The sequence below is a fragment of the Pseudarthrobacter defluvii genome (assembly GCF_030816725.1).
Taxonomy (GTDB): domain Bacteria; phylum Actinomycetota; class Actinomycetes; order Actinomycetales; family Micrococcaceae; genus Arthrobacter; species Arthrobacter defluvii_A.
In genome coordinates, this window is sequence record NZ_JAUSYG010000001.1 from 2,502,520 (window position 1) to 2,517,842 (window position 15,323).

General features: G+C 66.7%; 10 protein-coding genes and 2 pseudogenes. 2 read left to right on the plus strand and 10 right to left on the minus strand.

All coding sequences use genetic code 11. The features are described from left to right. Positions 1-168 precede the first annotated feature (168 nt). The 10 genes and pseudogenes from QF031_RS11830 to QF031_RS11875 all read right to left on the minus strand — a co-directional run bounded on the left by QF031_RS11830 (position 169) and on the right by QF031_RS11875 (position 13,771). Positions 169-954: an energy-coupling factor transporter transmembrane component T gene (locus tag QF031_RS11830; RefSeq protein ID WP_307428070.1), complete on the minus strand. Its 786-nt coding sequence runs from the start codon at positions 952-954 to the stop codon at positions 169-171. Between the two features lie 147 nt (positions 955-1,101). Beyond that, positions 1,102-1,908 (minus strand): annotated as a pseudogene (locus tag QF031_RS11835) (ECF transporter S component); the annotation flags it as partial. A 199-nt stretch (positions 1,909-2,107) separates the two neighbouring features. Next, a pseudogene (locus QF031_RS11840) lies at positions 2,108-3,140 on the minus strand (nucleoside hydrolase). A gap of 6 nt (positions 3,141-3,146) precedes the next feature. Then, positions 3,147-4,124, minus strand: a complete 978-nt coding sequence (locus tag QF031_RS11845) for an aldo/keto reductase (RefSeq protein WP_307428077.1) — start codon at positions 4,122-4,124, stop codon at positions 3,147-3,149. Between the two features lie 9 nt (positions 4,125-4,133). Continuing rightward, the gene (locus QF031_RS11850; protein WP_307428081.1) at positions 4,134-4,694 is read right to left on the minus strand and encodes a hypothetical protein; all 561 of its coding nucleotides are present in this window, start codon (positions 4,692-4,694) and stop codon (positions 4,134-4,136) included. Further along, positions 4,691-5,311 (minus strand): DUF402 domain-containing protein, encoded by a 621-nt coding sequence (locus QF031_RS11855; protein WP_307428084.1) that lies wholly within the window; start codon positions 5,309-5,311, stop codon positions 4,691-4,693. The genes QF031_RS11850 and QF031_RS11855 overlap by 4 nt, the downstream gene beginning before the upstream one ends. Then, positions 5,308-7,281 carry a 1-deoxy-D-xylulose-5-phosphate synthase gene (dxs, locus tag QF031_RS11860; RefSeq protein ID WP_307428087.1) on the minus strand — a complete coding sequence of 658 codons (1,974 nt, stop codon included), beginning with the start codon at positions 7,279-7,281 and terminating at the stop codon, positions 5,308-5,310. Before dxs ends, QF031_RS11855 begins: the two co-directional genes overlap by 4 nt. A gap of 142 nt (positions 7,282-7,423) precedes the next feature. Next, on the minus strand, positions 7,424-10,249 hold the full coding sequence (locus QF031_RS11865) for an aconitate hydratase (protein WP_307428090.1): 2,826 nt from the start codon (positions 10,247-10,249) through the stop codon (positions 7,424-7,426). A gap of 166 nt (positions 10,250-10,415) precedes the next feature. Further along, positions 10,416-11,798, minus strand: coding sequence for a class I SAM-dependent RNA methyltransferase (locus QF031_RS11870; RefSeq protein ID WP_307428093.1), 1,383 nt, complete (start codon positions 11,796-11,798; stop codon positions 10,416-10,418). Further along, complete coding sequence (locus QF031_RS11875) at positions 11,795-13,771, minus strand: APC family permease (RefSeq protein WP_307428096.1); 1,977 nt, start codon at positions 13,769-13,771, stop codon at positions 11,795-11,797. Before QF031_RS11875 ends, QF031_RS11870 begins: the two co-directional genes overlap by 4 nt. Positions 13,772-13,889: 118 nt before the next feature. Between QF031_RS11875 and QF031_RS11880 the strand changes: the two genes are divergently transcribed. Both QF031_RS11880 and QF031_RS11885 read left to right on the plus strand, forming a co-directional pair. After that, positions 13,890-14,564, plus strand: a complete 675-nt coding sequence (locus QF031_RS11880) for a potassium channel family protein (protein WP_307428100.1) — start codon at positions 13,890-13,892, stop codon at positions 14,562-14,564. Beyond that, a complete protein-coding gene (locus tag QF031_RS11885) occupies positions 14,561-15,316 on the plus strand; it encodes a potassium channel family protein (protein ID WP_307428103.1) in 756 nt (251 codons plus the stop codon). Before QF031_RS11880 ends, QF031_RS11885 begins: the two co-directional genes overlap by 4 nt. Positions 15,317-15,323: the final 7 nt, after the last annotated feature.

Consider the following 15,323-nt stretch of genomic DNA (forward strand, 5'->3'; position numbering starts at 1 on the left):
CCTGCATTGCAAGCATTACAGGCATTGCTGGCATTGCCTGCATTGCCTGCATTGCAAGCATTACTGGCATTGCTGGCATTGCCTGCATTGCTGTCATTACCTGCATCACTGTCATTGCCTGCATTGCTGTTACTGCCAGGTTTCAAGGGGCCGCCCGTGACCATGTGCTCAGCCACCCGCGCCTGCCTGCACCAGGCGGAGAACCACCGCTGCCAGGGCCGCCAGCACCAGGACTGCACGCGCCGTCCGTTGCGGGCCGGAATCAGGAACCTCCCGGTAGCTGGTCCGCGGACCGGCATTGCTCAGTCCCCGGGCTTCCAAGGCGGCCGCCCTGGTGCCGGCGTCCTCGATAAGGGACAGGACAAGGGGAACGGCCTGCACCCGGAACGCCGCGATCCTGGATGCCAGGCCGGGGGAGACCACCAGCCCGCGGGATTCCTGGGCCTGCCGGATCCGGTGTGCGCGCGCCGCGATGGCAGGCAGCAGGGTCAGCGTGGAGGCCAGCACGAAAGCGAACCGGCCCTGCACGCCGCGGGCGGATAACGCCGCAACGAGGTCAGGAACACTGACGCTGAAGGAGAACAGCAGCAGGGCCATGACAACGGCGGCCAGCAGCAGGATCCGCTGCCCCGCGAAGCCCAGGCCTTCTGCTGTGACCCGGGCAGGTCCCCACTCTGCCAGGACGGTCCGACCCTCCGGAAAGAACAGTCCGTGCAGCACCAGCAGTGACAGTCCCAGCGGGACCAGGACTGCTGCGGCGGCCGGCAGCACCCGGCGGCCCGTGCCGCCTGCCAGCGACAGGCAAAGGCACGCGGCAACCACGGCCACGGACAGCTGCCAGCTTGCGGCCGCCGTCGTGATGGCCGCCGTGCTGCCGGCAGCCGCAAGCCAGGTCAGGGGATTAAGCCGGCCCCGCCTGGTTTGGGCCGTCCTGCCGGCCCGGAATGCTGTCACGGGGTCCGGTCAGTCCTTCGGGGCTGACCCATGCGATGTGTGGCCTGCCGCGGGTGCGGTCCCGTTGGCCTGATCCCGCACGGCAGCTTCCGCCTGCATCTTCGCCGCCGGACCGCTGCCGGCCGCGACAGTAGCCTGCCCGGCGTTTGCTTCCGGGGTGTTGCCGGCCAGCACCCGGTGGCGCCGGATGAAGGGGAACTGCTGGCGTGCCCGGCGGGGCAGCGCATAGACCAGGACGGCCACGATCGTGAACACGATCGCCTTATCCATGGGATCCGAGATCAATGCCTGCTTGGTGATGGCGGCCAGGAGGGTATCGCCCATGGCCCGGAACGCGCTCACGATCGCGCCCGTGGCAACGCCGGAGGTCCCGCCGAAGACGAAGGCCGCCACTGGCGCGGACACCACGCCCGCGATGATGCCGGTGACGAAGCCGGCGACCGGAGCCAGGTAGAAACGGCGGAAGAGGCCGTAGCGGGCTGCCAGTCCTGCCAGGCATCCGATGAGGGCGGCGCCGGCGGCGAACGGCAGCACCGTGGGGTTGAAGAAGGACCAGACGATGCTGCTGAGGGCCCCGGTGGCTGCACCGGCTGCCGGACCGGCGAGGACGGCGATCAGCACGGTACCGATGGCGTCCAGGTAGAAGGGCACCAGCGTGCTGCCGACGAACTGGCCCAGCACGATGTTCAGGACCAGTGCCACCGGAATCAGCACAAGGGTGGACGCCGGCAAGGTGGGCAGGACGGCGGCGATCAGCAGGACCGCCCCGGCCAGGAAGCCGGTGAGGGCGATGAGGGCCGACGCGCTGCCCGGGCCTCCGGTGATGTCTGCCGGCTGGTTGAGCACCAGGTAGAGGTAGGTGGCGGCGATGGCCAGGGCGCCGAGGATTTCCAGCAACCGGCGCCGGACCGGGCGGCGTTCCTGTGGCGGAAGCGTCAAAGAGGGCGATGACATGGGGAATGTTCCTTTGGGTGCAGGCAGTGTCCCGGCAGTACCGGGCGGGAAGATGGCTGCCTATGTCACCTCGGCAGCAGCCGGCGGCGACTGCGCCGGGCCGGTCCGGAGCCTATTCTACCGGCCATTCTCGGGGCAGCGTCCTACACAGGATCAGCCGTGAGCCGGCTCCGCAATTTATCCCGCCCGGACTATCCCACTAGGGTTTTCCCATGCGGCGCGCCAGCTTCCCGACGGCGGACACCAGCTCGCCAAAGGCCTGTTCCGGGTTGTTGGCGGACACGATCCGGGCGTTGGGGGGTGCGCCCCAGAGCCCGCGGAAGTCGGCCACGGTGGTTCCCGCCAGGAGCGGTGAGTCGGTTTCGACGTCGACAGTGGCGGGGCGGGCCGTGTACTCGAGCGTGCCGGCGGCGACACCGGCGGCGAAAAAGTCATGGACGTGGGCCAGGTACCCCTGGTCGTAGTGCCGGTGGAACTCGAAATAGAAGCGGAGGGCGTCCGAGAGGTGCCTGACCAGCATGTTGTCAGAGGTGCTGGGCAGCCCCTCGGAATCCTCGGGGAGCACCAGCGTCCGGGACGGAAGCGCCGGCCGCCTCTGCCAGTGCCCTGACGTGGGCGGGGTGCAGCTCCATGCGTTCTGTGGTGTCCAGGGAGCAGACGACGGGCAGTTTTTCCAGCGGCCGGCCCCGGTACGCCGCATAGACCTCCTTGGCGGCGTGCGGGTCCACATGGGTGTTCCACTCGGCCGTGGGCGTGGTGTTGCCCTGGTGATAGAAGGCACCGCCCATAATCACCACCTTGGCCAGGAGGTCGGGAAGTTCCGGTTCCTGCCGCAATGCCAGGGCGAAATTGGTGAGCGGGGCAGTTATGAGTGCGGTGAGCTCGCCCGGCCTGGCCCTGGCATGTTCGATCCAGAGGTCCACCGCGTTCCGGGGGCTGAGCTGCCCTGACGGTGCAGGCAGCACCGCGTAGCCGATGCCCTGGGGGCCGTGGGTCTCCGGGGTGGTGAGCAGCGGGATGGACAGCGGCTTCCGGGCACCCACCGCCACCTGCACCCCTGGCCGGCCGCACAGCTCCAGCAGCGCCAGGGTGTTGCGGGCCACCTGGTCGGCGTCGACGTTGCCCGGCGTCGCCGTGACTGCCACGAACTCGGTGTCCGGGAGCGCGGCAAGGTAGGCAAGCGCCAGGGCATCGTCGATGCCGGTATCAACGTCCAGCAGGTAGGCGGGCACGGCGGCCTAGAAGAGTGCCACCTTGGGCACCGCGGGGAAGATATCGTCCAGGACGGCAAGGTCCTCCGCGGTTGGAACCCAGTCGGCCGCCTCCGCATTCTGCCTGACCTGCTCCGGCCTGGTGGCGCCGGCGATGACGCTGGCCACCGAGGGCTGGGCGGCGAGCCAGGAAAAGGCAACCTCGATCTCCGTCAGGCCGCGTTCCTTGGCGAAGGCGCTGAACTCGCCCAACTGGTCCCAGTCGGCGTCGTTCACCAGGTTGGTGCGGGTGTGGCTGAGGCGTGACCCTTCAGGCGCGTGGCCGGGCGCGTATTTGCCGGTGAGCAGCCCGTTGGCGAGCGGGAAGTACGGCAGCACGCCCAGGCCGAACTCTTCCGCGGCCGGCGTCACTTCGAGCTCGGCGCGCCGGTCCAGGAGGTTGTAGTGGTTCTGCGAGGAGATGAAGCGGGCCGTCCCCAGTTCACGGGCCACATACTCGGCCTGCGCGATCTGCCAGCCCGAGCGGTTGGAGTGGCCGATGTAGCGGACCTTGCCGCTGCTGACCAGGGTGTCCAGCGCCGCCAGGGTCTCGTCGATGGGAGTCAGCGGGTCCGGAGTGTGGAACTGGTACAGGTCGATCCAGTCGGTACCCAGCCGCCGAAGCGAGGCCTCCACCGCCTGGATGATGTACCGCCGGGAGCCGCGGGCACCGAAGTCCGGTCCGTTGGCGCCCTTGGCATCCATCCCGAACTTGGTTGCCAGGACCACGTCTCCACGGCGGCGCCCGAGGGCTTTGCCGAGCATGGTCTCGCTGAGGCCGGGTTCCCGTCCGTAGGTGTCCGCCACGTCGAACAGGGTGATTCCGGCGTCGATTGCTGCATGGACGACGGCGTCGGTGGCGTCCTGCGACTCAGTGGCGGTATGTGCCCGGCCCAGGTTGTTGCAGCCCAGGCCCACAGTGGAGACGGTGAGGCCTGACTTTCCGAGGCGGCGGTAACTGGTCAATGACGTCTCCTAAAGGCTGAAGCTGCTGTTGGGCTTGGCTGAGTGCTTGAGTTTGTAATGGTCCGGGTCGCTGTAGGGTGCGGCGCCGATGCTGAGCTTGGTGAAGTCCAGGTCCTCACCGCGGATGCAGACCTTGATGGCGTTAACTGCCTTGTTCACATCCGGGCACAGGCAGAAGACGTTGAGCTTGTAGTCGGTGAATTCCGACCGCTCCACCGTGCCCAGGCCGCGCCATGCCAGGTGGCTGATCAGGGCGTCCTTGGCCTTTTGCTCCAGGTAGCGGTCCCGCTCCGTGCCTTCCCGGGTTTTGAGGGCGAACTGGGCCACCACCCAGAACTGCTCCTCGTTGGGGATCTCGGCGTACCCGTCCTCCGCGCACTGGGCCGCAAAGGCGTCCAGGAGGCCGTCGGCGGAAGCGGCATCGGGGACGTCGGTCTCCTCCGTCTTGCTCTGGTGCCCCACGGCACCGAAATTCATGACGAACTGGGAGTACTCCTCGTCGAACCAGGCCTCCCTGAACTGGAGGGCGCCCTCGTCGTCGCGCTTGTACACCCTGACAATGCCGCTCATATGTTGCGTCCTTTGGTAAACCAGTCGACGTCGGTGCCGTCGAACGGCGCTTGCTGCGCCTTGACTGCATGGTAAAGATCGTCCGCGGCGGCCTGGATGTCCTGGATCAGCCGCTCCGGGTAGTGCATGGAGACGCTGTGCTCCGCGAACTCATCCTGGTCGTCGATGAAGACCCCGCGGCTTGCGGTCCAGATGACATCCAGGTCCATATCAATCACATGGAACTCGGTCACGGCGGGCCTGATGCGCGTCCACTCGTGGCCCACCGCAAGGTCGATGTAGACACGGACACCGCCAGGATGGGCTGAGTCGTAGAACGTGGCCACCCAGTCGCCCTCGCGCGGTACCAAAAGGACGGCGTCGGAACGGGTGTAGAAGGCGGCGCCGGGGCGGGAACAGAACTCGTTGGTGCCCTGGAAGATCCACCAGCCGTGCTGGTCTTCGCCGAGGTACCGCCCGGGCACCACCCAGTGGGCCTTGCCGTTCCACTTGCGGTTCCGGGAGACCACCAGGTGGCCCGGCTCCAGTCCGTTGGGGACGCGTGTTGTGGTGGTGTGCAGAACCGGTCCGGACTCCCCCGCAGGGGCGGGGTACTTCAGTTCATCCTCGTCCCTCACAGGATCGGAAGGCTGCCGGTGGTGGGGTGCTGCTGTCCGGGCAGGGGCCGCGCAAACGGTACCTTCGTGCCCAGGACCTGTGCCACGACGTCGTGTGTAATCTGCTGGGCGGTAAGCCCAACGCGCTCCAGCACCTGGTTGCGGGTGCCATGCTCCAGGAATTCGACGGGAAGTCCCACCTCGTTCAGCGCGGTGTCCACGCCGGCGGCGCGCATCTCCTGGCGGATGCGGGAGCCGACGCCGCCGGCCCGTACGCCGTCTTCGATGCAGATCACCAGCCGGTGGTGCGAGGCCAGCGCAATGATGGAGCGGCGGACGGGGAGTACCCAGCGCGGGTCCACCACGGTGGTGCTGATGCCTTGGGCACCGAGCCGGTTGGAAACGTCCAGGGCCAGCTCGGACATGGCGCCGACACTGACGATCAGCACGTCATTTTCGGTGGAGCCGGAGGGGCGGCGGGCAAGGACGTCCACGCCATCGCCCAGCCGTTCCAGCGCCTCGACTGCCGGCCCGACGGATCCCTTGGAGAAACGGACCACGCTGGGTGCGTCGCTGATGGCCACGGCCTCGCGCAGCTCCTCGCGGAGCCGGGTGGCGTCACGTGGCGCCGCCAGGTGCAGGCCGGGGACGATCTGCACCATGGCCATGTCCCACATGCCGTGGTGGCTGGCGCCGTCAGGCCCAGTGACGCCGGCGCGGTCCAGGACGATGGTGACGCCGGCCTTGTGGAGGGCGACGTCCATGAGCAGCTGGTCGAACGCACGGTTCAGGAACGTGGCGTAAACGGCCACCACGGGGTGCAGCCCGCCGAAGGCCATGCCCGCGGCGGCGGTCAGCGCATGCTGCTCGGCGATGCCGACGTCGATGACCCGCTTGGGGTGCTTGGCGGCGAACTTGTGGAGGCCCACCGGAATCAGCATGGCGCCGGTGACGCCCACGATGTCGTCGCGGTCGTCAGCGATGGCGGCAATCTCGTCCGCGAACACAGACGTCCACGATTGTGCGCCGCCGCTCCCGGTGGGCTCGCCGGTTTCAGGGTCGATGATGCCGACGGCGTGGAACTGGTCCGCTTCATGGGCGCGGGCGGGGGCGTAGCCGTGGCCTTTTTCCGTCATGGCGTGCACGATCACAGGGCCGCCGTAATTCTTGGCGGTGGAGAGTGCAAGCTCCATGGCCTGGAGATTGTGCCCGTCCACCGGGCCGATGTACTTCATGCCGAGGTCCTCGAACATGCCCTGCGGCGCCCACCAGTCCTTGATGCCCTTTTTCATGGCGTGCAGGCTCTTGTAGGTGAACTGGCCTGCGGGGCCGCCGTTCTGTAGCTTTTTCTTCCACCAGTCCAGCGCGCCTTCGTAGGCCGGGGCGGCACGGAAGGAGTCGATGGTGGGGCGCAGGGAGGCAAGGTAGTCGGCGAATCCGCCCACTGTGGGCGCGTAGGACCGGCCGTTGTCGTTGACCACGATGACCACGCGGCGCTTCTTGTCCGCTGCGATGTTGTTGATGGCCTCCCATGCCATTCCGCCGGTGAGGGCACCGTCACCCACGATGGCCACCACGTGGCGGTCGCTTTCGCCCGTGAGCTGGCGGGCGCGGGAGATGCCGTCGGCCCAGGACAGGGACGACGACGCGTGCGAGCTCTCCACGATGTCGTGTTCGGACTCGGCCCGGGCGGGGTAGCCGGAGAGTCCGCCCTCCTGGCGGAGGGTGCTGAAGTCCTGGCGCCCGGTGAGGAGCTTGTGGACGTAGGACTGGTGTCCGGTATCGAAGACGATGCTGTCACGGGGAGATTCGAAGATGCGGTGCACGGCCAGCGTCAGTTCGACGACGCCGAGGTTGGGTCCGAGGTGGCCGCCCGTTTGGGAGACGTTCGTGATCAGGAAATCCCTGATCTCCGAAGCCAGCTGTTCCAGCTGTTCCTCGGTCAACTCGTTCAGGTCCTGCGGATTCCGGATGGTGTCCAAGATTCCCAATGACCCCTCCTTCGGGTGGTAGACGTGCCGTTTAACTCTAACGCCTCGCCTCAAAAGCAAAGCTTACTTGCAAAGCCGAAGCCCCGGCTGGTCGGTGACCGGCCGGGGCTTCGGGGAGGATGCTGCCTGCTGGCAGAGCCCGCTAGTTGGCGGAGATCTGGCGCAGCACGTACTGCAGGATGCCGCCGTTGCGGTAGTAGTCCGCTTCGCCCGGGGTATCGATGCGCAGGACGGCGTCGAACGACTTCGAGGAGCCGTCCTCGGCGGTGGCGGTGACCTTCAGGGTCTTGGGCGTGGTGCCCTCATTCAGGGCGGTAACGCCCTCAACCGAGAAGGTTTCCGTACCGGTCAGGCCCAGGCTGGCGGCGTTCTCGCCTGCCGGGAACTGCAACGGGAGGACGCCCATGCCAATGAGGTTGGAGCGGTGGATGCGCTCGTAGCTCTCGGCGATGACGGCCTTGACGCCCAGCAGCGCCGTGCCCTTGGCGGCCCAGTCGCGGGACGAACCGGAACCGTACTCCTTGCCTGCCAGGACCACCAGCGGGGTGCCGGCTTCCTGGTAGTTCTGGGCGGCGTCGTAGACGTAGGCCTGCGGGCCATCGGCCTGGGTGAAGTCGCGGGTGAAGCCGCCTTCAACGCCGTCCAGGAGCTGGTTCTTGATGCGGATGTTCGCGAACGTGCCGCGGATCATCACTTCGTGGTTGCCACGGCGGGAGCCGTAGGAGTTGAAGTCCTTGCGCTCCACGCCGTTGGCCAGCAGATACTGGCCGGCGGGGGTGTCGGACTTGAAGGAACCGGCCGGGGAGATGTGGTCGGTGGTGACGGAGTCGCCGAGCTTCAGGAGCACGCGGGCACCGGTGATGTCCTTGACCGGCTCCGGCTGAGCCTGCATGCCCTCGAAGTACGGGGGTTTCCGGACGTAGGTGGACTTCTCGTCCCAGGCGAAGGTGTCGCCGGCCGGCGTGTCGAGCGCCTTCCAGCGGTCGTCACCTTCGAAGACGCCTTCGTAGCCGCGGGCGAACATTTCCTTGTCAATCGAGGAATCGATGACCTGCTGGACCTCTGTCGGGTTCGGCCAGATGTCCCTCAGGAACACGTCGTTGCCGGCTTCGTCCTGGCCCAGGGCATCGTTTTCGAAGTCGAAGTCCATGGTGCCAGCCAGGGCGTACGCGATGACCAGCGGCGGGGACGCCAGGTAGTTCATCTTGACGTCCGGGTTGATCCGGCCTTCGAAGTTGCGGTTGCCGGACAGGACAGCGGTGACCGAAAGGTCGTTGGCCTGGATGGCCTCGGAGATCTCGGCGTCAAGCGGGCCGGAGTTGCCGATGCAGGTGGCGCAGCCGTAACCGACGATGTAGAAGCCAAGCTTCTCCAGGTACGGGGTCAGGCCGGACTTGTTGTAGTAGTCGGTGACAACCTTGGAGCCGGGGGCGACGGAGGTCTTGACCCACGGCTTCGAGGTCAGGCCCTTGTCCACGGCGTTGCGGGCCAGCAGTGCGGCGGCCAGCATCACGGACGGGTTGGACGTGTTGGTGCAGGAGGTGATCGAGGCGATCGAAACGGCACCGTGGTCCAGTTCGAATTCACGGCCATCTTCGGTCTTCACTGTCACGGCGTTGGAGGTGCGGCCGGCAGCGCCATGGGCGGCGGAGTAGACGGGCGGAATCCGGTCCGTGTCCGTGACGTGCGAATCAGGCTGTGTGAACGAAGGCGCGTCTGAAGCGGGGAACGACTCCTCCAGCGATTCGTCGACCGTGCCGGCGTCGGCATCGTGGGCAACGTAGTTCAGCAGGTCGTGGCGGAACTCGTCCTTGGCCTCCGTGAGCACGATGCGGTCCTGGGGCCGCTTCGGACCGGAAATGGAGGGCACAACGGTGGAGAGGTCCAGCTCAAGGTACTCGGAGAACTTGATCTCGCGGGAAGGATCGTGCCAGAGGCCCTGTTCCTTGGCGTACGCCTCGACAAGGGCAACACTTTGCTCTGAACGGCCGGTGAGCCGCAGGTATTCGAGCGTGACGTCGTCGATGGGGAACATCGCAGCGGTGGAGCCGAATTCCGGGCTCATGTTGCCGATGGTGGCGCGGTTGGCCAGCGGCACCGCAGCCACGCCTTCGCCGTAGAACTCGACGAACTTGCCCACGACACCATGCTTGCGCAGCATTTCGGTGATGGTCAGGACGACATCGGTGGCGGTGGCGCCGGCGGGGATGCTGCCGCTCAGCTTGAAACCGACAACACGCGGGATCAGCATGGAGACGGGCTGGCCGAGCATGGCGGCTTCGGCTTCGATGCCGCCTACGCCCCAGCCCAGGACGCCCAGGCCGTTGACCATGGTGGTGTGCGAGTCGGTGCCCACGCAGGTGTCAGGGTAGGCCCGGAGGGCGCCGTCCACTTCGCGGGTCATCACGGTGCGGGCCAGGTATTCGATGTTGACCTGGTGCACGATGCCGGTTCCCGGCGGAACGACCTTGAAGTCGTCGAACGCAGTCTGGCCCCACCGCAGGAACTGGTAACGCTCACCGTTGCGCTGGTATTCGATCTCCATGTTGCGTTCCAGTGCGCCGGCGTTGCCGAAGGCGTCGATCTGGACGGAGTGGTCGATGACCATTTCGGCCGGTGCCAGCGGGTTGACCCGCTTGGGGTCACCGCCCAGTTCCTTGACCGCTTCACGCATGGTGGCAAGGTCAACCACGCAGGGAACGCCGGTGAAGTCCTGCATGATCACGCGTGCCGGCGTGAACTGGATTTCTGTATCGGGCTCCGCATTGGGATCCCAGCCTGCCAAAGCGCGAACGTGATCGGCAGTGATGTTCGCGCCGTCCTCGGTCCTCAACAGGTTTTCAAGCAATACCTTGAGGCTGAACGGAAGGTTTTCTGCACCTTCAACGGAGTTCAACCGGAAAATTTCGTATTCGGTTCCGGCTACATTAAGTTTGCCTTTTGAACCGAAGCTGTCCACAGTGCTCATCGCAGGACTCCTCTCGCAACAGTTTCATCTTTGTCGCGCGGTTGACCGCCTGCTAGTTAGGACGCCCTAAGTAGTTTCCAGGGCCCGAAAATTGCACACGGCCGGCCGAGAATTCGGGCGCGACGTGGGACTACTACCGCCATCGTAGTCGAAAACCCCGGCGGCATCACGGACCTGGAGTCAGCAGTGCCACGGTCTCCAGGTGGTGGGTGTGGGGGTACAGATCGAACGCCCGCAGCCCTGCGAGCTCCCAGCCTGAGCGGCGGAAGTAACCCAGGTCACGGGCAAACGACGCCGGGTCGCAGGACACGTAGGCGATGGCACGGGGGCGCGAGGCAACCAGTTGCCCGACGACGGCTTTCCCGGCGCCCGCCCGGGGCGGATCGAGGACCAGAGCGTCGAAGTTCCGCGGTTTCTGGCGCAGGACCCGCTCCACGCGGCCTTGCACCACCTCCACCTGGGCGGCTGAGTGCAGGTTTTTGCGGGCGTCGCGGCTGGTTCCCGGCGCCCCTTCCACGGACAGCACCGACCCCGCCTCACCCACGGCGTCGGCAAGGACGGCGGTGAAGAGGCCGGCGCCCGCGTAGAGGTCGGCAACCACCGCACCGGGGTGGATGAAGTCCCCTCCCTGCAGGAATTCTGTGACAGCGCCCACAAGAGTCCCGGGCGCGTCGCGGTGGATTTGCCAGAAGCCCTCGCCGGTGACGCGGTACTCGTGGCCCACGGCGGACTCCTGCACCCAGGTGCGTCCCCGGAGCTGGGTCACCTGCCCGGTCAGCGGATCGAAGGCCGCAACGGAAGCTTCCCCCGGCACATCCGCGGCAATCGCCCGCAAACGCTTCTCCTTGGTTCCCGGCGCCGGGGCCAGGAGCACCAGGGGGCGCGACCCGTTGGCCGGCGCGGCCACCTCGACCCGCTCCACAGCCTGCAGGTCCAGCTCCCACAGGTGCAGGGCGTTGATCGCTTCGCTCGCCAGGGGCATTTCCCGGACCGGAATGATGTGGTCGGAGCGGTGGGCGTGCATTCCGAGCCTGCCGCCGGGGGTGACCGAAAAACTTGCGCGGGTGCGCCACCCAAGGCCGGTGCCGCCGTCGTGCTTCTCCCCCACCTGTTCCACGCCGCCGGTCCACACGGACGGCATCTGCTCGAAGCCGGCCAGCCGGGTAAGCTGTTCACCCAGAACGTCCGCCTTGAGGCTGCGCTGCCGGTCCGGCGTGATGTGGCCGAACTCGGCGCCGCCCACCGGCGGGTGCCCGTGGCTCCAGGCTCGGAGGGAATCGGCCGGACGCCAGAAGTGCTCCACCCGGTCAGGGGAGGCTTCAAGCACCTCGATGACGTCGGCCCGCCAGAATTTGGCGTCGTCCCCGGCCTCGGTCAGCCGGACCCGGACTTTCTCCCCCGGAATGGCGTGCCGGACAAAGACCACGCGGCCCTCGTGGCGCGCCACGCAGTGCCCGCCATGGGCCACGGGCCCGACGTCGAGCACCGCCTCTTCGCCGGCGTGGCCGGCTTCTGCGGTCTGGGCGGCGGTGGAGGTTCTGCTGGTCACTGCACGTCCTGGAGGTTCTTTGCTTCTTCGGATGATTTGAGCTGCCAGGGAACGCTGGCCACCATGACGCCCGGCTCAAAGTGGAGGCGGGCCTTGATGCGCAGGGCGGTCTGGTTGTGCACCAGCTGCTCCCACCATTTGCCCACCACATATTCAGGGATGTACACCACCACGAGGTCCCGCGGGGAGTCCAGCCGCATCTGCTTGACGTAGTCCATGATGGGCGTGACGGTTTCCCGGTAGGGGCTGGCCAGGACGGTCAGCGGGACCGGGATTTCGAGCTTTTCCCAGTCGGCAATGGTGTGCGCCGTCTCCTCGGGGTCGATATCCACCGTGATGGCATCAAGCCGGGAAGGCCGGGAGGCCCGGGCGTAGGCGAGGGCCCGCAGGACGGGCTTGCGGACATGGGACACCAGCAGGACGGCGTGCACCCGGGTGGGCAGCGCCCGCGGGGAGGAGTCCTCGTCCACCGCGAGTTCCTTGGCCACGTTGTCGTAGTGGGCGCGGATGCTCCACATGATCAGGAACAGGATGAACATGGCCAGCAGCGCGATCCAGGCGCCCTGTTCGAACTTGGTGATGAGGACGATCACCAGCACCAGGCCCGTCATTCCGAAACCTATGGTGTTGATGGTGCGGGACTTGATCATCCGGCGCCGCACGGCCTTGTCCTTGGCGAGTTTCAGTTCCCGGCCCCAGTGCCTGATCATTCCCAGCTGGCTGAGGGTGAATGAGATGAAGACGCCAACGATATAGAGCTGGATGAGCTTGGTGACGTCGGCGTCGAACGAAATGATCAGGATCAGGGCGCCCGCCGCGAGGGCCAGCACACCGTTGCTGAAGGCCAGGCGGTCGCCGCGGGTGCGCAGCTGCCGGGGCAGGTACCCGTCCTGGGCGAGGATGGAGCCCAGGACCGGGAAGCCGTTGAAGGCGGTGTTGGATGCGAACACCAGGATGACGCCGGTGGCGGCCACCACGATATAGAAGGGGATACTGCCCGCGCCGAAGATCGTCTGGGCAATCTGGCTGATGGCGGGGTTCTGGATGTAGCCCTCAGGCAAGGGGCTTCCGTTCAGCAGGAATTCCTTGGCAGGGTCCAGGACGATGTGGACCTTGGTGGCATTGGCCAGGTAGATGATGCCGGCCAGCATGGCGGCGCCGATCACGCCCAGGAGCAGCAGGGTGGTGGCCGCGTTCTTGCTCTTGGGGTGCCGGAAGTTGGGCACGCCGTTGCTGATGGCCTCGACCCCGGTAAGCGCCGCGGCGCCGGAGGAGAAGGCCCGCAGCAGCAGGAAGGCGCCGGCCAGGCCCACCAGGCCCTGGTCGAAGCCCTCCGCCGGGACGATGGTGAAGGCCGCCGATGGCGCCTGCCCCAGTTGCCCCGTGGCGGCCTGGAACATGCCCACCGCGGTCATGCCCAGGATGGAGGCCATGAAGATGTAGGTGGGGACGGCGAAGACGCTGCCCGCTTCCTTGATGCCGCGCAAATTCACTAGGGCAAGGATGACGACGCCGATGGTGGCGATGACGGCCTGCTCACCGTGCAGGGACGGGACAGCCGTGGTGAGGTACGCGGCGGCCGAGGACATGGACACGGCAACCGTCAGGACGTAGTCCACCAAGAGGGCGGAGGCCACGGTCAGGCCCGCGTACTTGCCCAGGTTTTCGTTGGCGATTTCGTAGTCACCGCCACCGGACGGGTAGGCGTGCACGTTCTGCCGGTAGGAGGCCACGACGGTCAGCAGCACCACCATGACGGCCAGCCCCACCAGCGGCGAGATGGCGACGGCACTGACGCCGGCGAGGGCCAGGGTGAGCAGGATCTCATCCGGGGCGTAGGCCACGGATGACAGGGCGTCCGACGCGAAGATCGGAAGTGCGATCTTCTTCGGGAGGAGGGTGTGGGCCAGGCGGTCGTTCCGGAAGGGCCGGCCCACCAGTACGCGTTTGACGGCGTTCAGTATTGTCAACACCCCACAAAGTTAGTCTGATTCGCGGGCGATGTCATGACGGGGCCGGGCCCGGCTGAACCAGGGCCGTGCCGGTAGAGTTCTAGCTGCACGATCCTGACATAAATACAGAGGAGATACGGTGGCGCATTTCGTGATCATGGGATGTGGCCGGGTGGGGGCAACGCTGGCGCACACGCTGGAGGATGCCGGGCATTCCGTGGCCATCATCGACCAGGACGACCGCGCTTTCCGCCGGCTCCGGCAGGGCTTCACCGGCCGGAAAGTCACCGGTGTGGGCTTTGACCGGGACACCCTCAAGCAGGCAGGAGTGGCCGAGGCCTACGCCTTCGCCGCCGTTTCCAGCGGTGACAACTCGAATATCCTGGCAACCCGGGTGGCCCGCGAAACCTTCCACGTGCCGCATGTGGTCGCCCGGATCTACGACCCGGGCCGCGCCGAGATCTACCAGCGCCTGGGCATCCCCACCGTGGCCGCCGTCCGCTGGAGCGCCGACCAGGTGCTGCGCCGCATCCTTCCGGAACAGCATCTGGCAGGCGACTTCCGTGAGCCGTCCGGACGGCTGGTCCTGGCCGAACTGGACCTGGACGCCGGCTGGATCGGGCACCGGATCAGCAGCATCGAAAAGGCCGCGGACGTCCGCGTTGCCTACCTCACCCGCTTTGGCGAGGGCCTGCTTCCCGATGCGGGGACTGCCTACCAGGACGGCGACACAGTGCACGCCATGCTGCAGGTGGACCGCAGCGCCCAGATCTCCCAGATCCTCGCCAAAGCCCCCGCCAAGGAGTATCAGTGAAAGTCGTTATCGTCGGCGCCGGCAGCGTCGGATCATCCATCGCCCGGGAACTGCTGGCGCATAAGCACGAGATCCTGCTGATCGACCTCAAACCCGAGGTGATCGGCCGCAGCGGGCTTCGGGGCGCCCACTGGCTGGTAGGCGACGCCTGCGAGCTTTCCACTCTGCAGGGCGCCAAGGTGGAGGACGCCGACGTCGTGGTTTCCGCCACCGGCGATGACAAGGTCAACCTGGTGGTGTCCCTGCTGGCGAAAACCGAGTTTGGTGTCGGCCGCACGGTGGGCCGGGTGAACAACCCGAAGAACGACTGGATGTTCAACGATTCCTGGGGCGTGGACGTCGCGGTCAACACCCCGCAGCTGATGACCGCCCTCGTGGAGGAGGCAGTGGAGATCGGCGACCTTGTCCGACTGCTGACGCTGCAGACCGGGGTGGCGTCCCTGGTGGAATTCACCGTCCCGCACGACTCGCATGTGATCGGCATGACCGTGGGCGACATCCACTGGCCTGAGGACGCCACCCTGGTGGCAATCCTTCGGGATCAGGCACCCATCACCCCCAGCCGGGACGACGTGATCGACGGCGGCGACGAACTCTTCTTCGTGACCACCATTGCAGCCGAGGACGGACTGCGGGAGCTGCTCTCCTCGGCCCCCGGCAGCATCGACACCGGCGAACAGCCCGCGGAGGCTGCGACCCCTGCGGCCGCCGGCCACGGGCATGCACCGGACGACGACGGCTTCGACGGCTAGGTTCCTG